We start from the raw sequence: 21,926 nt of genomic DNA, 5'->3' as shown, positions 1-21,926 counted from the left end.
CAGCGTGCTCACAACGACAAGGAACACCGACTATGCAAATGCCCCAGACCCTGAAAATCCACAACGGCAACAAGGTCAAGCCGACATTTTCCGCACAGGAATACGGCGCCCGGCATGCCCGGCTGAGGGCCTACATGGCCGAGCAGGACATCGAGGCGGCGATCTTCACCTCGTACCACAACGTCAACTACTACAGCGACTTCCTGTACTGCTCATTCGGCCGCCCCTATGCACTGGTGGTGACCCACGACAAGGTGGTGTCGATCAGCGCCAACATAGACGGTGGGCAACCCTGGCGTCGTACGGTTGGCACCGACAATATCGTCTACACCGACTGGCAACGCGACAACTATTTTGTGGCGATCCAGCAGGCGCTGCCGCTGGCGTCGCGTATCGGTGTGGAGTACGACCACCTCAACCTGCAGAACCATGCCAAGCTCGCCGCCTGCTACCCAAGGGCCGAACTGGTGGACATCGGTGCCCCCTGCATGCGCATGCGCATGATCAAGTCCGCCGAAGAACAGGCGCTCATTCGCCACGGTGCCCGGGTGGCCGACATTGGCGGTGCTGCGGTGGTCGAGGCGCTGCAGGACCAGGTGCCGGAATATGAAGTGGCACTGCATGCCACCCAGGCGATGGTCCGCGAGATCGCTCGTAGTTGCCCCGACAGCGAGTTGATGGACACCTGGACCTGGTTCCAGTCAGGGCTCAACACTGATGGTGCGCACAACCCGGTAACCAGCCGCAAGGTCAATCCGGGCGACATCCTCAGCCTCAACTGTTTCCCCATGATCGCTGGCTACTACACCGCGCTAGAGCGAACGTTGTTCCTAGGCCACTGCCCGGACGAGCACTTGCGCCTCTGGCAAGCCAACGTCGAGGTGCACGAGGCAGGGCTGAAGCTGGTGCGCCCGGGCATGCGCTGCTGCGATATCGCCCGCGAGCTGAACGAAATCTTCCTGCGTCATGACCTGCTGCAGTACCGCACTTTCGGTTATGGCCACTCATTCGGCACGCTCAGCCATTATTACGGCCGCGAGGCAGGACTGGAGCTGCGCGAGGATATCGATACGGTTCTGGAACCGGGCATGGTGGTGTCGATAGAGCCGATGATCATGCTGCCCGAAGGGCTACCGGGGGCAGGGGGGTACCGCGAGCATGACATTCTGATCGTCAATGAAACGGGGGCCGAGAACATCACCAAGTTCCCGTATGGACCGGAGCGCAACATCATTCGCAAGTGACTGCATGTGCCGGCCTCTGCGAGTGCGCAGGCCGGCGCAAACCACACAATAACAACTGTATGACCTTCAGACCCTGCCTCCAATTAGAAGAATCAGAGGGTATCCGTCATGTCCAGCACCACCCTGAATGCTCCCACCCTCGCCGGTGCCGCCCAAGGCGCCGAACGCCAGGCCCTGCGCAAGGCCGCCCGTGCCAGTTTCATGGGCAACTTCGTCGAATGGTTCGATTACGCCGCCTATGGCTACCTGGCGACCATCATCGCCGCCACCTTCTTTGCGCAAACGGACAAGACCAGCGGCCTGCTGGCGACGTTCGCGGTATTCGCCCTGTCCTTCCTCGTACGCCCGCTGGGCGGGATAGTGTGGGGTCATTTTGGTGATCGTTATGGCCGGCGTAATGCCCTGTCTCTGTCGATACTGATCATGTCGATTTCCACCTTCTGCATCGGCCTGTTGCCGGGGTATGCGCAAATCGGCCTGTGGGCACCTTGCCTGTTGTTGCTGATCCGCCTGGTGCAGGGTTTTTCCGCTTCGGGTGAGTATGCCGGCGCGGCGGCCTTTCTTGCCGAATATGCACCGCCTGGCCGACGCGGGCTGTACACCAGCATCGTGCCGGCCAGCACCGCCGCCGGGCTGTTGTTCGGCGCAGCATTCGTCGCGGCGTTGCATGAACTGCTCAGTACTGAGGACTTGCACAGCTGGGGCTGGCGCCTGCCGTTTTTGCTAGCGGCACCGTTCGGACTGGTGGGGCGTTATATCCGCATGAGCCTGCAGGACACCCCCAAGTTCCTGGAAATGGAACAGCGGTTGGAAAGTAAGGCCTGCATGACCCCGGCGCCGATCCAAGACCTGCTGAGCCATCACCGCCGTAGTTTGGCGATCGGCATTGGGGTTACCTGCCTCAACGCTGTGGCGTTCTACCTGCTGCTCAGTTACATGCCCACTTACCTGTCGAGCGAAATGGGTATGAACGAGCGTGACTCGTTCATCGCCTCGACGGTTTCGCTGACCACATACATTGGCCTGATTTTCCTGATGGGGCGCCTGTCTGACCACTTTGGCCGCAAAACCATGCTCGTGGTTGCTTCGTTGCTGTTCCTGGGGTTGACCGTGCCGCTGTTCAAGCTGCTCGATGGCCAGCCCCTGCTGGTGGTGCTGGCGATCCAGATTTCCTTCGGGGCGATGCTGGCGATGAACGACGGCACCTTGCCGTGCCTGCTGGCCGAAATATTCCCCACCCGAGTGCGTTTCAGTGGCTTTGCCTTGAGCTTCAACCTGGCCAACGCCTTGTTTGGCGGGACGGCACCGTTTATTGCTACCTGGCTGATTCATGTGACCGGTAGCAAATTGGCGCCTGCCGGGTACTTGCTGGCGGCGGCTCTGGTGGCGCTGGTGGCCATGTTGATGTGCCGGGAAACAGCTCATGGCGAACTGAAGGACTGAGGTATCAGTGCAACGATGCCTGTCGCCGCTCCCCAAGCGGCGATAGGCCAAAGAATCGGCTGTAGCTCTTGGAAAAATGCGCCGGCGAACTGAACCCGCATGCCAGCGCCACCTCCCGCACCTGCACGTCGCTGCGCAACAGCAATTCCCGCGCCCGTGACAACCGCAACTCTAAGTAATACTGGCTGGGCGTACGCTGCAAATACTTGTGGAATAGCCGTTCAAGCTGGCGCACGGTGACCTCATTGAGGCTGGCCAGCTCCTCCAGCGCCAGTGGTTCCTCTAGGTTGGCCTCCATGATTGCCACCACTTGGCTAAGCTTGGGCTGGGCACTGCCCAGCAAGGTGCGCAACGGCACGCGCTGGGGCTCGCGCTCGCCGCGCACACGGTCGCACAGCAGCAATTCGGCCGCCTTGGCAGCGATGTCTGGGCCGTCGACTTCGCGGGCGACCAGTTGCAACATCATGTCCATGGCCGCAATGCCACCGGAGCAGGTGTAACGGTCGCGGTCCAGTTCGAACAGCTGGCTGGAAATGACGATCCCAGGGAAATGTTCCTGCAGGGCCTCTATGTCCTCCCAGTGGATAGTGCAGCGATAGCCTTTGAGCAGATCGGATTTGGCCAGCAGGTAGCTGCCCGTACAGATGCCCCCCAGCGGGACGTGCTGGCGGGCCAATTGGCGCAGCCAGTCGATCAAGGGCCGGTTACCCCGGCTGCGGTCGATCGGGTTGGACCCGACCACGAACAGGGCATCCAGCGGCGGGGCGGTGGCGATGGCATGGTCAGGCAGGATGCGCATGCCGTTACTGGCCATCACCGGCGCTTCGCTGGCAGCGAGCAATACGGTGCGGTAGAGGGGCCGGCGGGCGGCCAGGTTAGCCATGCGCAGAGTTTCCACTGCCGACGCCAGGCCGATGGTTGTGAAGTTGGGCAGCACCAGAAAGCCGAAGGTCTTGGCTGGGCAAGGCGATACGATTGCAGATACGGGGTGGACCATTGCGATCTTCCTGTGCAAGCTGAGGCGTGATTCGTTGGGGGCAGTGAAAAGCAGGCCTCGCATGTTTCTTGTTGTTATGGATCGTTGCCGGGTCGATCTTACACCCCGGCGCGATAGCCAGGAATGGACCTCAATGCAGACAGAAGGTGAAACTATTTGAACCCCGAATCCATGCTGGCGGCGCTGCCGGGTTTCGCCATCGCGCCGCAGGCCATCCAGGTGTTGCCCGATGCTGCGGCCTATCGCACCTGCTTGCTTGAGCGCATCGGCGCCGCGACCCGGCGCATCGTCATCGTCGCCTTGTACTTGCAGGAGGACGAGGCTGGGCAGGAAGTGCTGGATGCCCTGTACCAGGCCAAAGCGGCGCGGCCGAGTCTGGAGATCCTTATCGTGGTCGACTGGTTTCGCGCACGCCGTGGCCTGCTCGGCGCCGGGCGCCAGCCGGGCAATGCCGCCTGGTACCAGGCCCAGCGCCAGTTGCGTGGGCTGGACGTGGTCATCCATGGCGTGCCGGTGCAAACCCGTGAGCTGTTTGGCGTACTGCACCTCAAGGGCAGCGTCATCGATGACTGCGTGATCTACACCGGCGCCAGCTTGAACAACGTCTACCTGCACCGTTTCGACCGCTACCGGCTGGACCGTTACCACCTGTTCCAGTCGCCTGCGCTGGCTGATGCCATGGTCGGCCTGGTACGCCGGCTGCTGCACCACACTGCGACGCCGCGGCTGGACCTGCCGGCGCCACCGACCAACCGCAGCCTGCGCGGCGATATTCGCCGCTTGCGTGCACGGTTGCGGCGCATGGCGTATGACGCACCGGCTGCCGTTGCAGGGCAGGGCATGCGGGTGATGCCGTTGCTCGGGGTTGGCCGCGGCAACCCGCTCAACCGCACGCTGTGCGCGCTGCTGGCCGCGGCGCGGTCGCAGATCATCATCAGCACGCCTTATTTCAACCCACCGCGAGTATTGATGCGTGAGATCGACCACGCCCTGGAGCGTGGCGTGCGGGTGGAACTGATTATCGGCCATCGGACGGCCAATGACTTTTACATCGCGCCGGGCGAGCCGTTCAGCGCCAGTGGCGCCTTGCCCTACCTGTACGAGGACAACCTGCGTGCGTTCGTCCGGCGGCGCCATGCCGGTATCGTCAGCGGCCAACTGGTGGTTCGGATCTGGAGCGACCCTGGGCACACCTTTCATGCCAAAGGCGTCTGGGTCGATCAGCGTTACTCGTTGCTGACCGGCAACAATCTCAACCCACGCGGGTTCAACCTGGACCTGGAAAACGGGCTGCTGATCGACGACCCGCTGGGCGAGTGGACGGTGCCGCGGGAGGTGGAGCTGGAGGGTATTCGCCGGCATGCCCCGAAGATCGACTCGGCGCAAGCATTGGGGGTCAAGGCCGAACACCCCAAAGAGGTGCGCAGGTTCTTGCGCCGCTTGCGTTACAGCCGCCTGGAGCCGTTGATCAAGCGGGTGTTGTAAGGCGTTTTTTACCTCTCTGAAAAGTCATGGCAAACGAATACAATCAGCCGTTTTCCACGTTAACCAGATAGGCCAAAACTTTCATGGCGCTTGATCCACCCACGATGCTGACCATCACGATTGCCCTGGCTGCCGCTGCAGCCTTGTACCTGGCGATAGAGTGGCGCAGCGTCCGCGAACCCTCGCTGCTGTTCTGGAGCGCGGGTTTCGCTACCATCACCGTCGGCTCCACCCTGGCCCTGCTGCGCGGGATCGGCCTGCTGTTGATCGGTATCTGGTTCGCCAACGGTTTGCTGGTGGTAGCGCATGCGTTCTTCCTGCTGGGGGTGCTGCGCTTTACCCAGGCCCGCCTGTCGCGGGCCTGGCTACTGATCGTCGTTGCCTGGTTCGCCTTGCTGCTGCTGCCCGTAGGGCCACAGTGGTCCAAGGTCATGCTGATGGTCAACTCGCTGTTGGTGGCGCTGCTCACGCTCAAGGCCAGCCTGCTGTTGCGCCCGCACGGCAAGTCGCTGAGCGTGGGGGCCGTGCAGTTGCGCTATGTGCTGCTCATCCATGGCCTGTTCTATGTGATCAAGGCTGGGATCGCGGTGACGCCTGGCACGCTGATCGACCTGGCGACCTTTGGCGGCCTGATCATCCAGGTGTCGCTGGTCGAGGGGGCCATGGCAATCATGCTGATCGCCCTGTCGATGACCGGTACCGTGCGTTATCGGCGTGAAGAGCGGATCGCCCGGCTCGCTGCCCGCGATCCGTTGACGGCGCTGTACAATCGCCGCGCGCTGGAGGTCCGCGCCACGCCCCTGTTCAAAGACGTGAGCCCGGCCCGGCCTGGGGCGCTGCTGCTGATCGATATCGACAATTTCAAGCTGGTCAACGACCTGCATGGCCACGCGGCCGGCGACCGGCTGCTGGTCACGCTCAGCGAGATGATCCGTGCGGTGTTGCCAGAGCGGTCACTGGCGGCGCGGCTGGGTGGGGATGAGTTCGTCATCCTGCTCAGCGATACCAGCAGTGAGCGGGTGGTGGAGCTGGGTGGTGTTTTGCGTAGCCAGTTCCAGCAATTTGCCGAGCAGGCAATGCCGACCCCGCAGGCGGTGACCCTGAGTATCGGCGCCAACCTGTTCGACCAGCCACCGGCGAGCCTGGCGGCGTTGATCGAGCAGGGTGATGTGGCGCTGTATCAGTCCAAGCGTGGCGGGCGTAACAGTATTCGCCTGCTCGAGCGCAGCGAGATGAACCCCGCCAGGTAGCGCGTCAACCGGCCCTTACAGGTGCAGTCATCCCAATGCCAGTGAGTCAGCTTCATTAGGGCTGCTACGCAGCCCATCGCTGGCAAGCCAGCCACCGGTGCGGCGGGGGCTTCAACTTACTGGACTGCCTCAATACATTGGATTAGTGCCCAACTTCCTGGAGGCATTCCACATCATTGTGGGAGCCGGCTTGCCGGCGATGGGCCGCAAAGCGGCCCGGTTTTCTTCAGGTCACAACCTGATAGCAAGGCACATACTCCGCGCCACCCGGCAGCTTCATCCGGTGCTGGTCGACGAACGCTTGCAGCAGGCGCCCCAGTGGCTCCAGTACCGCACTGTCACCGCGGATCTGGTACGGCCCATGCTGCTCGATCAGGCGGATGCCCTTGTCCTTGACGTTGCCGGCAACGATGCCGGAAAACGCCCGACGCAGGTTGGCGGCCAGTTCATGCGGCGGCAGGTCGCGGCGCAGGGCCAGTTCGGCCATGTTGGCGTGGGTCGGGTCGAACGGGTGCTGGAAACCGCCGTCGATCTTCAGCAGCCAGTTGAAGTGGAACGCGTCGTTGCGCTCTCGGCGGAACTGCTTGACCTCCTTCAGCCCCTCGACCATCTGCCGCGCCACCTCGGCCGGGTCATCGATGATGATCTGATAGTGGCGCTGGGCGGCCTCACCCAGCGTGGCGCCCACGAAGGCATGCAGTTGCAGCAGGAACGCCTCGGCACTGCGCGGCCCAGTCAGCACTACCGGGAACGGCAGGTCTTGGTTGTCCGGGTGCATCAGGATGCCGAGCAGGTAGAGGAATTCCTCGGCAGTACCGGCGCCACCGGGGAAGATGATGATGCCGTGGCCGACACGTACGAAGGCTTCCAGGCGCTTCTCGATGTCCGGCAGGATCACCAGTTCGTTGACGATCGGGTTGGGCGCCTCGGCGGCGATGATGCCCGGTTCGGTCAGGCCCAGATAACGGCTGCCGTGCATGCGTTGCTTGGCATGGGCGATGGTGGCGCCTTTCATCGGCCCCTTCATCACGCCCGGGCCGCACCCGGTGCAGATGTCCAGCTTGCGCAGGCCCAGTTCGTGGCCGACCTTCTTGGTGTACTGGTACTCCTCGCTGCTGATCGAATGGCCGCCCCAGCACACCACCATTTTCGGCTCGACGCCCGGGCGCAGGGTGCGGGCGTTGCGCAGCAGGTGGAACACGTAGTCGGTGATGCCCTGGGAGCTTTCCAGGTCGATGCGCTGGCTGGCCAGCTCGCTTTCGGTGTAGACGATATCGCGCAGGGCGCTGAACAGCATCTCGCGGGTGCTGGCGATCATTTCGCCATCGACGAAGGCATCGGCGGGAGCGTTCAGCAGCTCCAGGCGCACGCCGCGGTCCTGCTGGTGGATGCGTACCTCGAAGTCCTTGTAGGCCTCGAGGATGGTCTTGGCATTGTCGACATGGGCGCCGGTGTTGAGGATGGCCAGGGCGCACTGGCGGAACAGGGTGTAGAGGCTTCCGGTGCCGGCTTCACTCAGTTGCTGGACTTCACGTTGCGACAGCGTCTCCAGGCTGCCTTTGGGGCTGACGGATGCATTGATGACATGGCGTTGGGGCATCTAAGTCTTTCCTGTGCAGGTAAAACATCCTTCTTTGACAACACCATAAGTCATGCGAAGAGCTTTTGCACACCCAGCGTAATCGCCAGCCCGCCACCGAGCAGCCACAGGTTGAGAATCGCCCCGGTCACAAGCGCCCGCGGGCCGGCCTGGCGGATCTGGCTCAAGCGTGTCTCCATGCCCAATGCGGTCATGGCCATGGTCAGGGCGAAGGTGTCCAGGCTGTTGACCGCTTGCGTCACGCTGCCTGGCAAAACCTGCAGCGAGTTCACCAGCACCAGGGCGAGAAAGCCGAAGGCGAACCAGGGCATGGCGATGCGACCGTTGCCTTGTGCCTGGCCCGGCAGGCGGGTACGGCTGATCCAGGCGCCCACCACCAGCAGCACGGGCACCAACAGCATCACCCGGGTCATCTTGACGATGGTCGCGACATGCGTGGCCTCGGGGCTTACATTGCTTGCCGCGCCCACCACCTGGGCAACCTCATGCACGGTGCCGCCCAGGAACAGCCCGGCACCCAGGGTGTCGAGGTGCAACCAGCCGCTATTGATCAGTAGCGGGTACAGGAACATCGACAGGGTGCCGAACAGCACCACGCTACCCACGGCCATGGCACTCTTGTGCGGCGCGCTGCGCAGCGCCGATTCGAAGGCCAGCACTGCTGCGGCGCCGCAAATCGCGCTGCCGGCGGCGGTCAACAAGGCGGTGTCGCGGTCCAGTTTCAGCAGCTTCATGCCACACCACAGGCCGACCAGCAGGGTGCTGCCCACCACCAGCAGCGAGACTGTGAGGCCTGCCCAGCCGACTTCGGCGATTTCCTGCAGGCTGACACGCAGGCCAAAGAAGGCCACCGCGATGCGCAGCAGCCCGCGGGCAGAAAAATTGATGCCCGCCGCCCAACTGGCCGGTACGCCATCACGCAGGGCGTTGCCGTAGAGGGCACCGGCGACGATGCCGACGATGAGCGGGCTGATGCCCAGCTTGGCGATGAAGGGCAGGGCCGCCAGTTGGGTGACGGCGAACGCGAACAATGCGACGAACAGGATGCCGTTGAGCCGCCCTCGGGTAGAGAGGGTAGGGGCAAAGGCAGGGTTGGAAGGTACCGTGGCCATGTGAGTCCTCCGGACAGTGGATCGACAAGGCCTACTTTAATTTGGTTATAAGCTTATAAAAAATCGTAATTCAGGATGGCAAATATCCGTGTAGCTGATATTTTGCATGGATGACCCCGGAACAACTGATAACGTTCGCCACTGTTGCCGAGCATGGCAATATCAGCCATGCGGCGTTGGCTTTGCACTTGTCGCAGCCGGCTGTCTCTGGCCAGCTCAAGCTGCTGCAGGACGCATTCGGCGAGCCTCTATACCAACGTGCCGGCCGCGGTGTGCGGCTTACCGCGGCCGGCGAGCAGCTGCTGGCCCATGCCGAACGCTTGCGCGAAACCTTTCGCCAGGCCCAAGCACTGCGCGACGCCATGCGCGGGCTGGAGCGCGGCACCTTGCGCATCGGCGCCAGCACTACGCCCGCCAGCTACCTGCTGCCTTACTTGATCGCCGACTTTCACGCGCAGTATCCCGAGGTGCAGGTAAGCACCTTGCACGGCAATACCGCAGAGATCGTGTCGGCGCTGGGCAATGTGGACATTGCCCTGATCGAAGGCCCGCCCGGGCAGGAGTTGCCACTGGGCACCAGTGTGACGCCGTGGCGCGAGGACGAGATCGTCGCCATCGTGCCCAGCGGTCACCCGTTGGCCAACCAATCGCGCCAGACACTGGAGGCCCTGGGCAGTTTCCCGCTGGTGCTGCGTGAAAGCGGCTCCGGGGTTCGGCAGGTTGTCGAGCGGGCGTTCGCGCGCAGTGGCGTGGCCATGCGCGTAGCATTGGAAATCGCCGGCGTCGAAGGGGTGAAGGAGGCGGTGAGGGCAGGGATGGGCATCGGCTTCGTTTCGGCGATGTCGATCAGGTATGAGGGGGGCGCCTTGCAGCGCTTGCACATTGGCCCACAGCCGTTGGTCAGGCATTTTTCCATTCTGCTGCCACACGCGGCCACGCCGTCGCGGGCAGCGGCGCGGTTCATGTCGCTGTGTACGTGACACCCATGTAGTGAAGGCTGCTTGAAGCTGCCTGAGTTGGCAGTCAGCTGGTGTTTTCGATACGGGATCGTTGAATGGCTGGATGCGACCGCGCTATCAAAGGTAACGGCCAGGGCGTTTCCTCCGCCCTGGCCTGTGAGGATCAGCGATCGTCCTTGTTCATGCCGCTGTCTTCTTCGTCATCGAGTTGTGGGTCGGAATCCATCCCTTTCTCAACATCGGTGTCGGCGCGGCTACCAGAGCCATGGCCGCCGGTTGCTCCTTGCTGAGCACCACCCCCTGAACGCTGCGGATCGTTTTCCCACTTGTCATCGGGCATCTGGCCGCCTTGACGTCCCTCTTCCCATGGTTTGTTCGGGTCATTGGAAACCTGGTCCGGGTTGTGTTGGGGAGTGCCGCCTTGTTGTCCACTTTTGCCTTGATCGTTAGCCATGATCTTGCACCTCGTGAATTCACACAGAAAAGGCTGTGTTTAATTCCGACGCTGGGTGCAAGGCACTCGCTCCCTCTACTTTTGTATTAACCGACGGGGTGCGCGAATGAATGTGAAGCTAGATGTATTGCGCCGTAAAAGCCGCTTGGCCAATAGGTCGGGCGGTGGGCATGAGCGTGTTCAGGCGACGTTGAAGACATGCCTCAGGTACGCCACGAAGTTCTCATCGCGGCATTGAGTCTTGCCTGGGCTGTCACTGATCTTGGCCACCGGCGCGCCGTTGCAGGCCGTCATCTTGATCACCATGTTCATTGGCTCGACGCCGGGGATATCGCAGGTCAGGTTGGTACCAATGCCAAAGCTCACATTGATGCGACCGTGCAAGGCCCGGTACAGCTCAAGTGTCTTGGCGAAGTTGAGCCCATCGGAAAATATCAGCGTCTTGCCTTGCGGGTCGATGCCCAATTGCTCGTAGTGGGCGATGGCCTTTTCGGCCCAGGCCAGTGGGTCGCCCGAGTCATGGCGCAGGCCATCGAACAGCTTGGCGAAGTACAGGTCGAAGTCGCCCAGGAACGCGTCCATGGTGATGCAATCGGTCAGCGCGATGCCCAACAGCCCACGGTATTCGCGCACCCAGCACTCGAGCGCGGCAGCCTGGCTGTCGACCAGGCGTGGGCCAAGTTGCTGGTGGGCCATGAACCATTCGTGGGCCATGGTGCCGATGGGCTTGAGCTCATATTCGCGGGCCAGGTGCACATTACTGGTACCAACGAAACGCCCCGGAAAATCGCGCTTGAGTGTATGTACCACGGCTTCCTGCACACGGTATGAAAAGCGCCGCCGGGTACCAAAATCGGCCAGCTGCAGGCCCGCCAACTCGTCGGCACTGGCTTGCGCCTTGAGCCAGTCCAGTTTCTGGTATAGCCGCTCGCCCACCTGTTCCATCACCACTTCGCGATAGCGGTAGCGGTTGCGCACTTCGCTGATGATCGCCAGCAGCGGGATCTCGTAGAGAATCACGTGCAACCAGGGCCCGCGCACGCGAATCGCCAGTTGCCCAGCGTCATCCAGGCCGACCTGAACATAGCGCAGGTTGAAGCGGAACAGGCTGAGGAAGCGGATGAAGTCCGGCTTGATGAACGGGATTTTCTCCAGATAGGCCAGTTGGTCGTGGGTGACTGTGACGTCGGCCAGTTGCTCCACCTGATAGCGAATCTCGGCCAGGTAGGGGGCGAGGTCCTCGCCGTTACGGCAGCGAAACTCCCATTCCACCTCGGCGTTGGGGTAGTTGTGCAGCACCGCCTGCATCATGGTGATCTTGTAAAAGTCGGTATCCAGCAGGTTCTGGATGATCCGTGGGCCGAAAACGCTTTCACTCATGGGCGGACGTCCTTGATCAGAGAGAGCTGATGGTCGAGCGCGGCCTCGTCGCCGCAGAGGATGACGCCGTCTGCAGCCAGTGCGCCGCAGGCGGTAATGGCGCCTTCCTGGGTGAGGGCGCGGCAGGCCGGCAGGTACAGCAGCACCTGAAAGCCTGCCTGGCGTAGCTGCCGGGCGGTGGTCTTGACGCAGTAGTCCAGGGCCAGGCCACCGACGATCACTGCGCCAACCTGCTGCACTTTGAGGTATTCGATGACACCTGTGGAGCGCCGCTCGGCCAGGTCGTGGTAGCAGGCACCGTAGGGATGCAGGTCGGGTTCGACGCCTTTCCACACGAAGTAGTCGTAATCGATGGGGGCGGGCAGGCCGGGCAACAGTTCGAAGCCCGGCGTACCTGGCACGCAGTGGCTGACCCAGGTCAGGTCGGCATTGGCCAGCGCCAGGGGCTGCAGCATTTGCCCAGGTTCTGTGACCACCCACGCAGCATTGGCTGGGTGCGCGTCCTTGCTGCCCAGGCGCAGGTCGGCGCGTCGGGCCATTGCATTGAGGTCGGCGGCAATTTCATTGCCTTCGGGCACCGGCAATTCCTGTGGGGCATTGGCGGTGAAGCCATTTTGCGCGTCGACATCGAAACTGGCGATTTTCATGGGGCTCTCCTCGCTGGGCTGGTCATATATTCCACCTGGTGGTGTAAGTATGTCAAGTGCATATCAGGCTTGGAAAGATGCTTGCTCTAGTTAAGTGCTCTGGTGGAATATTGCGCTATTGAACAGTGGAGTCTTTTGGTGAGTACAGCCGAAGTCCTGGCCAGCGTCGATATCGTCGCTCTGCGTCTAGCCCCCGAAGCCCAGCATCTGCAAGTGTTGTTGCATCGCCGCGAGCGCGAGCCCCATGCCGCTCAGTGGGCTTTGCCCGGGGTGCTGGTCAATGGCCGCACCCCGGACACCAGCCTGCAGGCCGCTGCCGAGCGCGCGCTGGGTGAAAAAGCCCGGGTGCAGCCGCGCTACCTGGAGCAGGTCGGTACTGAAGGCAACGCGTTCCGGGACCCGCGTGGCTGGTCGTTGAGCACCTATTACCTGGCCTTGCTCGAGCCTCAGCAGCAGGTCGAAGGTGACCAGTTGGCCTTTTTTGACCTGCACAGTGTGTTGGGCCGCAAGGTGCTGCTGCCGTTCGATCACAACCTGCTGGTAGAACGTGCCCGCGAGCGGCTGGCGAGCAAGACGGTGTACAGCAGCCTGCCGCTGAACCTGCTGGCCGAGAAGTTCACGGTGCTCGATGCATTGGGCGCGATGCAGGCGTGCCTGGGCCAGGCCGTTAACAACACCTCGCTGCGCAAGCGCCTGGAGCGACTGCGCGAGCTGGGTTGGGTGCGCGATACGGGGGAGAAGAATCAGCCGCGGCTCGGCAGGCCGCAGCAGTTGTATCAATATACGCCACAAGGTGATCGGCCGTTCATGTTCGACCGTAGCTTGCTGCCGGAGGGCTCATAGTGTTCAGGCCCCGCGCGTTTCACTCGATGGCCAGCGGAGCACGACACAAACCCTGAGCAGCCTGCGCCGCCCAGGGTGGTAGAAGGCCTGCCCGTCACGGCGCTTGGTCGGAGCTTCCCTTGGTCGGCGTTGGCAGATTTTCAGCCGGTATCCTTTGCGCTGGCTGACACCCTGCAGAGCAGCTGCCACACGCGTCACTTGCGCAACCACCAGTTGCCGACGATCTCAAACGGCGCCACAGGCTGCGCGCGCAGCCGAGCAGCACGAGCGCTACGATGGCGTACTGCACCAGGAGGCTCATGAGGCGGCCCGAACGATGCTGTAGGTCAGCCACGCCATGACGTACGCCACAACGAACATGTAGCCAAACGCCAAACCCACCTGCCGCCAACTGGCAGTCTCCTTGCGGATCACCGCCAAGGTCGACATGCATTGAGGCGCGAATGCGAACCAGACCATCAGCGACAGCGCGCTGGCCATCGAGATCTGCGCCGACAACACGTGGCCAAGCGACGACACATCCTCGGCGCTGGCCACTGAATACACAGTCGCCAGCGTTGCCACCGCGGTTTCCCTGGCTGCGAAAGCCGGGATCAGTGCCAGGGTAATCTGCCAGTTGAAACCCAGCGGAGCAAAAAGCGGCTGCAGGGCTTTGCCCAGATAGCCCGCCACGCTGTAATCGATAGCGGCCCCGGCTGCACCGGCGGGGGGCGCTGGGAATGTCGAGATGAACCACATGATGACGGTGAGGGCCAGGATCACCCCGGTGAGTTTCTTCAGAAACAGATAACCACGCTCCCACAGTCTCTGGGCCAGGTCCCTTGCGCAGGGCATCCTGTAGGCCGGCAGCTCCATCAGTAGCAGCGGTTGCGCCATGGCCGTGGGCCTCAGGCGCTTGCATACCCAGCCTACGGCCATGGCGCCGACGATCCCCAGCACATACAGCGCAAGCAGTACCAGCCCCTGCAAGCCGAGCACCCCGGCTATGGTCTTGTCGGGTATCACCGCGCCTATCAGAAGGGCATACACCGGCAAGCGTGCCGAGCAAGTCATCAGCGGCGCTACCAGTATGGTTGTGAGCCGGTCGTAACGGTCGCTGATGCTGCGTGCCCCGATGATGCCCGGGATGGCGCAGGCAAAGCTCGACAGCAAGGGGATGAACGAGCGGCCCGACAGGCCCACCCCTCGCATCAGTCGATCGAGTATGAACGCTGCGCGGGGCAGATAACCGGATTCCTCCAGAACGAAAATACAGAAGAACAGCACCAGAATTTGCGGCATGAAACCCAACACGGTGCCCAGGCCACCGATCAACCCGTCGCACAGCAACCCTTGTAGCGGGCCGGCAGGTAGAAGGGTGCGGGTCAGCGTTGCCAGCATGTCGAAACCGTCAGCGATGGCGTCAGTGATGGGTTTACCCACCAGGTAGACGCTTTGAAAAACCACCAGCATGACCGTCAACAGCACTAAAGGGCCCACCAGGGGGTGGATCAGCCATCGGTCAATGGCATCTACGCGTGTATCACCCACCTGCGGGGTTACCACGCAAGTGGCGAGAATCTGACGAACCCGGGTGTGCAGGTCCTCTTCCATCGGTACCGCTGCAACCTGGTGTTCGCAGGGTGCATCGAGCGCCTTGAGCAGCTCGTCAGCCCCGTCGCGGCGAACGGCGATGGTTTGCACGACAGGCGCGTTCAGCGCCGCTGACAGCTTGCGGGTGTCGATGCATATACCGCGCTTGCGTGCAGCATCGGCCATGTTCAAGACCAGGATGATGGGGATGCCGTAGCGTTGGACTTCAAGGACAAAGCGCAGGTGCAAACGCAGGTTGGTGGCGTCTACGACGCACAGCAGCAAATCGGGGCGAGCCTCGCCGGGGTAGTCGCCCTGAAGCACGCGCAGTGTCACCCGTTCATCGTCGCTTACGGCAGACAGGCTGTAGGTGCCCGGCAAATCGAGAACCCGGCATGCTCGGCCTGACGCTGTGCGAAGCCCGCCCTCTTTGCGCTCGACCGTCGCGCCAGCATAATTCGCCACCTTTTGCCGCGCACCGGTGAGCACGTTGAAGAGGGCTGTCTTTCCGCAATTCGGGTTGCCGACCAAGGCTAAGCGGGTCCCGGACATCAGACGGCTACCTCCACCACGATGCGCATGGCTTCATTGCGGCGCAGCGCGAAGCGGGTGCCGGCAACCTGTACCAGAATGGGGTCTGCTCCCCACGGTGCGCGCGCCACTACCGTTACAGGTTCACCGGGGACAAATCCGATATCCTGCAGGCGCTGGCTGAGGGAATCAGAGGTGTCCGCCTTCAGAACCTCGGTGACGAACGCTTTTTGCTGATGCGGCAAATCGCACAGATACATCGAACTACCCATGATGTTAATGATTCGGATTTGCGTTGATGCTATTGGCCGCGCAGGCCAGATACAAGAATGTGAAGATATCTTCACGAAAGCCGGGCACCTGGTGTATCTGTTTGGGGCGCGAGGCGCAGATGACCTTAATCAACCCTGCTCACAAGGACCCGAACGCATGAAAGCACCCTTGACCTTCTGCCTGCTGGCAGCCATGACCGGCACGGCCCTGGCCGCGCCCCCCGTTTCGCGCCTCGACGAGGTCCTTCAGCGCGGTACGCTCAAGGTCTGCACGACGGGCGACTACAAACCCTATTCTTCCCTGCGTGCGGACGGCAGCTATGAAGGCATCGACATTGCCATGGCACAGTCCCTGGCCAAGAGCCTCGATGTGAACATTCAGTGGGTGCCCACCACCTGGAAAACCCTGATGCCGGACTTCCTGGGCCAAGGCTGTGACATTGCAGTCGGGGGCATTTCGGTGTCACTGGAGCGGCAGAGGAAGGCATTTTTCAGCGAGTCACTGGGCGTCGACGGCAAGATCCCGCTGGTACGCTGCGCCGATGTGCAGCGTTATCAGACCGTGGCGCAAATCAACCAGCCCCAGGTCAGGGTGATCGAACCCGCTGGTGGCACCAACGAGGCGTTCGCACGGGCGCATCTGGGCCAGGCGAGCATACGCCTGCACGATAACGTGACGATTTTCGACGAGCTGCTGTCGGGCAAGGCCGATGTGATGATCACTGACGCCAGCGAAGCCCGTTATCAGCAGAAGCTCAAGCCCGGGTTGTGCGCGGTCAACCCGGAGCGCGCCATGCAGTACAGCGAAAAAGCCTTCCTGCTGCCTCGTGATGATGTGGCCTGGAAAGGCTACGTCGACCAGTGGTTGCACCTGAGCGTGGCCAACGGCAGCTACGACAGCATCACTGCGCAGTGGCTGGCGGCGCCCTGAGGCTGCCACAACCGCCCGTTTCCAGGCGATTGTGATCGTGCCACGCCCTGCGCCCTCTGCCTGGTCAGGCAGCGGCGGCGAGCTTGGCGCTGGTCTGGCGACGGCGATAGGCACTGTCGCGGCTCGCCAGCCACCAGTACAGCGGCGAAGTGATCAGCAGGCCCACCAGCCAGGACAGGTCGGCACCGTTGATGTGCTCGGAGATCGGCCCCACGTACAGCGGCGTGTTCATGAACGGGATCTGCACCACGATACCCACGGCATAGGCGGCCAGCGCCTGCGGGTTGTAGCGCCCGTAGATACCGCCATCGACCTTGAAGATCGACTGGATGTCGTAGTCGCCCTTGTGAATCACATAGAAGTCGATCAGGTTGATCGCAGTCCACGGCACCAGCACCACCAGCAACACCAGCACCATGTCGACGAAGTGGCCGATGAAGTCCGCTGAGGCAAACACTGCCACTACGCAGCAGGCCGCCAGCACGATCAGCGACAGTACCGCACGGCTCTTGGCGGTGGGGATCCAGCGGTAGGCGAAGGTCTGGATCAGGGTGATGATCGACAGCACTGCGCCGTAGAGGTTGAGGGCGTTGTGGCTGATCACACTGAGCAGGAACAGCACCAGCATGATCGGGCCGAGGGTGCCGGTGGCGAGCTTGACCGCGTCCATGGTGTCCATGCCGGCGGGGATCGCCAGTACCGCGACGGCGCCGAAGATGAACGACAGGCTCGAGCCCAGCGCCGACCCCAGGTAGGTGGTCCAGAAGGTCGAAGATACCTTCACGTCAGCCGGCAGGTATCGCGAGTAGTCCGACACGTACGGGGCGAAGGCGATCTGCCACAGCGCCGCCAGCGACACGGTGGCCAGCCAGCCGGCCAGGTTGAAGCCGCCGCGGGTCAGGAAATCGTCGCTCTGCACGTGGCTGAAGATGTAGCCGAAGCCGACCACGATGCCGATGCCCAGGACCCAGGTGCCGATGCGGTTGAGCACGTGGATGAAGCGATAGCCGATGATGCCGATGATTCCCGAGCCCAGCGCGCCGATGACGATACCCACCGGTACCGGCACGCTGTCTACCACGCCATGCAGCGATTTGCCGGCCAGGACGATGTTGGAGGCGAAAAAGCCGATGTACATCACCCCGGCGATCACCACCACCAGCAGTGCCCCGAGCGAGCCGAACTGGGCGCGGCTCTGGATCATCTGTGGGATGCCCATTTGCGGGCCTTGCGCTGAGTGCAGTGCCATCAACACGCCGCCGACCAGGTGGCCGACCAGAATGGCGACGATGCCCCACAGCAGGTTCAGGTGAAACAGCTGCACGCCGAGCGCGCCGGTGACGATGGGCAGCGGCGCGATGTTGCCGCCGAACCACAGCGTGAACAGATCCCTTACCTTTCCATGGCGGTCTTGTGGCGGCACGTAGCCGATCGTGTGTTTTTCTATGAGGGGTGCCGAATTGGCTGCACTGGTCATGACTGACTCCAAGGCAAGGTGGGGCATCGGGTGCTGCCCGGGTGCGTGCCGGCGAAGGGCGACGCGTTCTTGTTGGAGCGATGATGCGGGGAGCGGGGGGAACGAGAAATTAGTAAATATGTGCCCATAAACCTTAAAAAACCTAAGGCTGACAAAAGGTTAAGAGGCCAGTGGTAGCAAAGAGCGCGCCACCGGGCTGGAAGGCGCGGGCTTGGCCGGTTCGGGCAGGTATGCGTGCATACGGGTGGGCGGTGTTGGTGCGAACTGCCCGATTGCAGTGCGCCCGGTTACATCGGCAGTATCCGGTCCTGAATCACCTCTTTCATCACCAGGGTCGAACTCAAGCGCTTGACGTTGGGGATGCTGGTCAGTTGTTCGTCATACAGTTTCTGAAAGGCCGGCAGGTCTTTTGCCACGATATGCAGCAGGTAGTCCGGATCACCGAACAGCCGCTGCGCCTCGACGATCTGCGGTATTTCGCCCAGAGCCGCCTCAAAATCCGCCACTGGCTGACGGGTGACTTCGCGCAACGTGACGAACACCAGCGCGGCGAAGTTCAGCCCCAACGCGCTGGGTGCCAGGCGTGCGTGGTAACCGAGGATCGCCCCTGATTCCTCCAGCGCTTTTAGCCGCCGATGGCAAGGTGACAGGCTCAGCCCCACGCGATCGGCCAACTCGGTAACCGACAAACGACCATCTTTTTGCAGCTCGGCAAGTATCTTGCGGTCTGTCCTGTCCACGGGGAAAAATCTTCCACTAATGAGGCGTTGAAAGGGAATATACGAAAGATAATGCCCCGTTGGAATCCGTACGCTTTCTTCACTCCAAATCCAGTGAAGGAAGTCTCAAGTGTCAATCAATGTGCTGGCGGCGTTCTGGGCCGTGTCATTGCTGTTCGTGATCACCCCCGGTGCAGACTGGGCTTACGCTATCTCGGCCGGCATGCGCGGGCGCTGGGTGATGCCAGCGGTGGCCGGCATGCTGTCCGGGCATTTTCTGGCAACCCTGATCGTTGCCGCTGGCGTGGGGAGCCTGGTTGTCGGGCACCCGCAGGCGTTGTTGTTGCTGACCTTGGCGGGTTGCACCTACCTGCTGTGGCTGGGCGGCAACCTGTTGCTGAGCCCGGCGGTGCCACAAGGAGGGCCGAGTGAGTCAAGCGATAGCGGCTCGCGCTGGGCGTTCAGAGGCTTTTGCGTGAGCGGGCTCAACCCCAAGGTATTCCTGTTGTTCCTGGCCTTGCTGCCGCAATTCACGGACCCTCAGTCGAGTTGGCCGGTACCTGTACAGATCCTGCTGCTGGGGCTGGTCCACCTGTGCAGCTCGCTGGTGATCTATCTGCTGATAGGTTATGGCGCCAAAGCCGTCCTGAGTACCCGGCCGGAGGCGGCGAAGAGGGTGGGGCGGTTATCGGGAGCGGCGATGATCCTGGTGGCGCTGGGGTTGATGGTGGGGCAATTCGGCTGAGGGGCCAGTGACTAACGGCGAGTAGCGGGGAACGAACTGTTTATTGCACATCTCTTATCTTCAGATGGATGGCAATGTGCCCGGGACTCCCCAGAGATGAAACCGCTTCAACGACACGAAACCCCAAAGCCGCTACCGCACTTTCTGCTCAATGGCGGTGCCATCGGCACACGGCTGCAGACGATGGACTGGAGCGATTCACCGCTCGGCCCGCCGCAATCATGGTCGCCCCACCTGCAGGCGGTGATGGCCACATTACTGCCGGCCCAGGCCCAGTTCGTGCTGTTCTGGGGGGAGGCCTTCGCAGCGCTTTACAATGACGCCTACGCGCCGACCATTGGCAGCAAGCATCCCCACGCTTTAGGGCGCCCAGCCCAGGAATACTGGCGCGAACTGTGGCATGACCTCGAACCGTTGCTGCGTGGCGTGCGAGAGACTGGCCAGACCTTTTCGGCCAAGGATCGCCCCTTTTATATAGAGCGCCACGGTGCGGGCGAAACGGTGTACTTCGATGTGTCGTATTCCGCGGTGCGTGAGGCCGATGGCAGTGTCGGCGGGGTGCTGTGCCTGGTCACCGAGACCACCGAGCGGGTACGCTTGCAGCAGAATCAGGCGTTTTTGCTGGAGTTGAGCCGCACGTTGCCTGGGCTGGGTGAAGCCGATCGCATCGAAGCCTACGTGGTGAGCCGCCTGGCTGAGCACCTGGGTGCGACGCAGGTCTGTTTCGCTGAGGATCAGGGCGACGGCGTAGGGTTCAAGGTTGCGCACGACTGGGCTGATGGCGTGCCATCGCTGGTCGGGCAACACCGCTACGCGCGCTACGGCGCTGCGCTGCATGAGCGACTGGCGGCAGGGCAGGTGGTGCAGCAAGCGTATGACAGTGCAACGTCACCCCTGGGCGGCCTGTGCTCGACGCTGCATGTGCCGGTGCTGCGTGGCGGTCGCCTGGAAGCCATGCTCGGCGTGCATTGTCATGGCCCGCGCCAGTGGCTTGAAGAGGAATGCCGCTTGGTGGAGGAGACGGCCAAGCAAGGCTGGGCGGCCATCACCCATGCCCGCGCAGAACGCGCCCTGCACCTGCTCAACGACAGCCTGGAGGAGCGCGTCACAGCGGCACTCGCCCAGCGTGAGGCCGCGATGCTGCAGTTGCACGAAGCGCACAAGCTGGAAATGATCGGGCAACTGACGGGCGGTATTGCCCATGACTTGAACAACATGCTCACGCCTATCATCGGCTCTTTCGAACTGCTGCGCCGGCACCCACAGTCCGACCGTGCCCCGCGCCTGATCGATGGGGGGCTGCAGGCTGCCGAACGGGCACGCAATCTGGTCGCGCGCTTGCTCAGCTTCGCCCGTCGGCAAACCCTCAAGCCCCAGGCAGTTTCGCTGGCCGCTCTGGTAGAGGACATGCACGAGATGCTGGCCCGATCACTGGGGCCGACCATCGCGGTGAGCGTGCAGATTGACCCGGCTTTGCCTGCGGTGGTCGTAGACCCTCATCAACTTGAGCTGGCGCTGCTGAACCTGGCGGTCAACGCACGCGACGCCATGCTCGAAGGTGGCGCCCTGAGCATCTGCGCCGGGCTTGAGGGCGAGGGCCCCGAAAGGCCAGCGGCTCTGGCGGCGGGACAGATGGTGTGGCTGCAGGTTCGCGACAGTGGCAGTGGCATGGATGAAGATCAGTTGCGCCGTTGCGTCGAACCGTTCTACTCCACCAAAGGCGTCGGCAAGGGCACCGGCCTTGGCCTGCCGATGGTTCAAGGGCTGGCCGTACAGTCCGGTGGCGGCTTCGAGATACGCTCGCAGCAAGGGCAGGGTACGGTTGCCACGTTGTGGCTGCCGAGCAGCGATGGGGTTGCGGTGTGTCGTGAAAGTGAACGGGCAGAGGTGCCGCTGGCAGACCCTACGCGTCGGGTGCTGCTGGTGGACGACGAAGAGATCGTGCGCCATGCCACAGCCTTGCAATTGCGCGACCTGGGGTATCAGGTGACCGAAGCGGCCAGTGCCGCTGCAGCGTGGCAGTTGGTAGAAAAGGGCTGGTGGCCTGATGTTCTGGTGACCGATCATGTCATGGCGGATATGACCGGGGTGCGGTTCGCTCAACGGATGCGCGAGCGCCAGGCTGACCTGCCCGTGCTGATCATAACCGGCTATGCCAACCTGACACCGCGCGAACTCAAGGGCTTCGAGGTGTTGCGCAAGCCATATCGGCGCGCAGAGCTGGCGCAGAGGGTGGCGCGCCTGCTTACCGGCAGGCCTTGACGG

Annotated in this window: 19 protein-coding genes; 9 read left to right on the top strand and 10 right to left on the bottom strand. The window is 62.4% G+C overall.

Annotated elements, in window-relative coordinates; genetic code table 11:
- Positions 1–32: 32 nt before the first annotated feature.
- Positions 33–1,244, top strand: coding sequence for a M24 family metallopeptidase (locus tag ACIPZH_RS00800; protein WP_400634615.1), 1,212 nt, complete (start codon positions 33–35; stop codon positions 1,242–1,244).
- A 108-nt stretch (positions 1,245–1,352) separates the two neighbouring features.
- Positions 1,353–2,687 (top strand): MFS transporter, encoded by a 1,335-nt coding sequence (locus ACIPZH_RS00795; protein ID WP_400634613.1) that lies wholly within the window; start codon positions 1,353–1,355, stop codon positions 2,685–2,687.
- A 4-nt stretch (positions 2,688–2,691) separates the two neighbouring features.
- On the opposite strand, the gene ACIPZH_RS00790 is transcribed toward ACIPZH_RS00795, so the two are convergent.
- Complete coding sequence (locus tag ACIPZH_RS00790; RefSeq protein ID WP_267823257.1) at positions 2,692–3,684, bottom strand: GlxA family transcriptional regulator; 993 nt, start codon at positions 3,682–3,684, stop codon at positions 2,692–2,694.
- 156 nt (positions 3,685–3,840) lie between these two features.
- Between ACIPZH_RS00790 and pssA the strand changes: the two genes are divergently transcribed.
- Positions 3,841–5,169, top strand: coding sequence for a CDP-diacylglycerol--serine O-phosphatidyltransferase (gene pssA / locus ACIPZH_RS00785; RefSeq protein ID WP_241805840.1), 1,329 nt, complete (start codon positions 3,841–3,843; stop codon positions 5,167–5,169).
- An 83-nt stretch (positions 5,170–5,252) separates the two neighbouring features.
- Positions 5,253–6,419 (top strand): GGDEF domain-containing protein, encoded by a 1,167-nt coding sequence (locus ACIPZH_RS00780; protein ID WP_400634611.1) that lies wholly within the window; start codon positions 5,253–5,255, stop codon positions 6,417–6,419.
- A gap of 226 nt (positions 6,420–6,645) precedes the next feature.
- Here ACIPZH_RS00780 and ppnN read toward each other — a convergent pair whose 3' ends face one another.
- Together ppnN and ACIPZH_RS00770 are read right to left on the bottom strand one after the other, a co-directional pair.
- Positions 6,646–8,019 (bottom strand): nucleotide 5'-monophosphate nucleosidase PpnN, encoded by a 1,374-nt coding sequence (gene ppnN, locus ACIPZH_RS00775; RefSeq protein WP_400625066.1) that lies wholly within the window; start codon positions 8,017–8,019, stop codon positions 6,646–6,648.
- 50 nt (positions 8,020–8,069) lie between these two features.
- A complete protein-coding gene (locus tag ACIPZH_RS00770; RefSeq protein WP_400625064.1) occupies positions 8,070–9,131 on the bottom strand; it encodes a YeiH family protein in 1,062 nt (353 codons plus the stop codon).
- A gap of 110 nt (positions 9,132–9,241) precedes the next feature.
- On the opposite strand from ACIPZH_RS00770, the gene ACIPZH_RS00765 reads away from it, so the two are divergent.
- Positions 9,242–10,111, top strand: a complete 870-nt coding sequence (locus ACIPZH_RS00765) for a LysR family transcriptional regulator (protein ID WP_400634609.1) — start codon at positions 9,242–9,244, stop codon at positions 10,109–10,111.
- Positions 10,112–10,253: 142 nt separating this feature from the next.
- Here ACIPZH_RS00765 and ACIPZH_RS00760 read toward each other — a convergent pair whose 3' ends face one another.
- From ACIPZH_RS00760 to ACIPZH_RS00750, 3 genes are all read right to left on the bottom strand, one after another.
- Positions 10,254–10,544 carry a stress-induced protein gene (locus tag ACIPZH_RS00760; protein WP_400634607.1) on the bottom strand — a complete coding sequence of 97 codons (291 nt, stop codon included), beginning with the start codon at positions 10,542–10,544 and terminating at the stop codon, positions 10,254–10,256.
- A gap of 180 nt (positions 10,545–10,724) precedes the next feature.
- Positions 10,725–11,924 carry a nicotinate phosphoribosyltransferase gene (gene pncB / locus ACIPZH_RS00755; RefSeq protein WP_267823271.1) on the bottom strand — a complete coding sequence of 400 codons (1,200 nt, stop codon included), beginning with the start codon at positions 11,922–11,924 and terminating at the stop codon, positions 10,725–10,727.
- The gene (locus tag ACIPZH_RS00750; protein ID WP_400634605.1) at positions 11,921–12,571 is read right to left on the bottom strand and encodes a nicotinamidase; all 651 of its coding nucleotides are present in this window, start codon (positions 12,569–12,571) and stop codon (positions 11,921–11,923) included. The genes pncB and ACIPZH_RS00750 overlap by 4 nt, the downstream gene beginning before the upstream one ends.
- Positions 12,572–12,709: 138 nt before the next feature.
- On the opposite strand from ACIPZH_RS00750, the gene ACIPZH_RS00745 reads away from it, so the two are divergent.
- On the top strand, positions 12,710–13,414 hold the full coding sequence (locus ACIPZH_RS00745) for an NrtR DNA-binding winged helix domain-containing protein (RefSeq protein WP_400634603.1): 705 nt from the start codon (positions 12,710–12,712) through the stop codon (positions 13,412–13,414).
- A 297-nt stretch (positions 13,415–13,711) separates the two neighbouring features.
- Here the strand turns inward: ACIPZH_RS00745 and ACIPZH_RS00740 are convergent, their stop codons facing one another.
- Together ACIPZH_RS00740 and ACIPZH_RS00735 are read right to left on the bottom strand one after the other, a co-directional pair.
- Positions 13,712–15,538, bottom strand: a complete 1,827-nt coding sequence (locus ACIPZH_RS00740) for a ferrous iron transporter B (RefSeq protein ID WP_400634601.1) — start codon at positions 15,536–15,538, stop codon at positions 13,712–13,714.
- Complete coding sequence (locus tag ACIPZH_RS00735) at positions 15,538–15,789, bottom strand: ferrous iron transport protein A (RefSeq protein WP_400634600.1); 252 nt, start codon at positions 15,787–15,789, stop codon at positions 15,538–15,540. The genes ACIPZH_RS00740 and ACIPZH_RS00735 overlap by 1 nt, the downstream gene beginning before the upstream one ends.
- Before the next feature lie 157 nt (positions 15,790–15,946).
- On the opposite strand from ACIPZH_RS00735, the gene ACIPZH_RS00730 reads away from it, so the two are divergent.
- On the top strand, positions 15,947–16,720 hold the full coding sequence (locus tag ACIPZH_RS00730) for a transporter substrate-binding domain-containing protein (RefSeq protein WP_400634598.1): 774 nt from the start codon (positions 15,947–15,949) through the stop codon (positions 16,718–16,720).
- Positions 16,721–16,784: 64 nt separating this feature from the next.
- On the opposite strand, the gene ACIPZH_RS00725 is transcribed toward ACIPZH_RS00730, so the two are convergent.
- Together ACIPZH_RS00725 and ACIPZH_RS00720 are read right to left on the bottom strand one after the other, a co-directional pair.
- Entirely contained in the window at positions 16,785–18,197 is a 1,413-nt protein-coding gene (locus ACIPZH_RS00725) for a cytosine permease (protein WP_241805828.1), read from the bottom strand.
- A 287-nt stretch (positions 18,198–18,484) separates the two neighbouring features.
- The gene (locus ACIPZH_RS00720) at positions 18,485–18,937 is read right to left on the bottom strand and encodes an Lrp/AsnC family transcriptional regulator (RefSeq protein ID WP_400625008.1); all 453 of its coding nucleotides are present in this window, start codon (positions 18,935–18,937) and stop codon (positions 18,485–18,487) included.
- A gap of 109 nt (positions 18,938–19,046) precedes the next feature.
- On the opposite strand from ACIPZH_RS00720, the gene ACIPZH_RS00715 reads away from it, so the two are divergent.
- Together ACIPZH_RS00715 and ACIPZH_RS00710 are read left to right on the top strand one after the other, a co-directional pair.
- A complete protein-coding gene (locus ACIPZH_RS00715; protein WP_400634596.1) occupies positions 19,047–19,661 on the top strand; it encodes a LysE family translocator in 615 nt (204 codons plus the stop codon).
- A 96-nt stretch (positions 19,662–19,757) separates the two neighbouring features.
- A complete protein-coding gene (locus tag ACIPZH_RS00710) occupies positions 19,758–21,923 on the top strand; it encodes a response regulator (RefSeq protein WP_400634594.1) in 2,166 nt (721 codons plus the stop codon).
- Positions 21,924–21,926 lie beyond the last annotated feature (3 nt).

The organism is Pseudomonas sp. NPDC089758, from assembly GCF_044748705.1.
GTDB classification, from domain to species: Bacteria; Pseudomonadota; Gammaproteobacteria; order Pseudomonadales; family Pseudomonadaceae; genus Aquipseudomonas; species Aquipseudomonas putida_X.
This window is presented reverse-complemented; position numbering and strand designations above follow the sequence as displayed.

Bases quoted from the DNA above. Each gene is read 5' to 3' on its own strand.
- ACIPZH_RS00800 (WP_400634615.1), top strand. From the start codon at position 33: ATGCAAATGCCCCAGACCCTGAAAATCCACAACGGCAACAAGGTCAAG.
- ACIPZH_RS00795 (WP_400634613.1), top strand. From the start codon at position 1,353: ATGTCCAGCACCACCCTGAATGCTCCCACCCTCGCCGGTGCCGCCCAA.
- ACIPZH_RS00790 (WP_267823257.1), bottom strand. From the start codon at position 3,684: ATGGTCCACCCCGTATCTGCAATCGTATCGCCTTGCCCAGCCAAGACC.
- ACIPZH_RS00780 (WP_400634611.1), top strand. From the start codon at position 5,253: ATGGCGCTTGATCCACCCACGATGCTGACCATCACGATTGCCCTGGCT.
- ppnN (WP_400625066.1), bottom strand. From the start codon at position 8,019: ATGCCCCAACGCCATGTCATCAATGCATCCGTCAGCCCCAAAGGCAGC.
- ACIPZH_RS00770 (WP_400625064.1), bottom strand. From the start codon at position 9,131: ATGGCCACGGTACCTTCCAACCCTGCCTTTGCCCCTACCCTCTCTACC.
- ACIPZH_RS00765 (WP_400634609.1), top strand. From the start codon at position 9,242: ATGACCCCGGAACAACTGATAACGTTCGCCACTGTTGCCGAGCATGGC.
- ACIPZH_RS00760 (WP_400634607.1), bottom strand. From the start codon at position 10,544: ATGGCTAACGATCAAGGCAAAAGTGGACAACAAGGCGGCACTCCCCAA.
- pncB (WP_267823271.1), bottom strand. From the start codon at position 11,924: ATGAGTGAAAGCGTTTTCGGCCCACGGATCATCCAGAACCTGCTGGAT.
- ACIPZH_RS00750 (WP_400634605.1), bottom strand. From the start codon at position 12,571: ATGAAAATCGCCAGTTTCGATGTCGACGCGCAAAATGGCTTCACCGCC.
- ACIPZH_RS00740 (WP_400634601.1), bottom strand. From the start codon at position 15,538: ATGTCCGGGACCCGCTTAGCCTTGGTCGGCAACCCGAATTGCGGAAAG.
- ACIPZH_RS00735 (WP_400634600.1), bottom strand. From the start codon at position 15,789: ATGGGTAGTTCGATGTATCTGTGCGATTTGCCGCATCAGCAAAAAGCG.
- ACIPZH_RS00730 (WP_400634598.1), top strand. From the start codon at position 15,947: ATGAAAGCACCCTTGACCTTCTGCCTGCTGGCAGCCATGACCGGCACG.
- ACIPZH_RS00725 (WP_241805828.1), bottom strand. From the start codon at position 18,197: ATGACCAGTGCAGCCAATTCGGCACCCCTCATAGAAAAACACACGATC.
- ACIPZH_RS00710 (WP_400634594.1), top strand. From the start codon at position 19,758: ATGAAACCGCTTCAACGACACGAAACCCCAAAGCCGCTACCGCACTTT.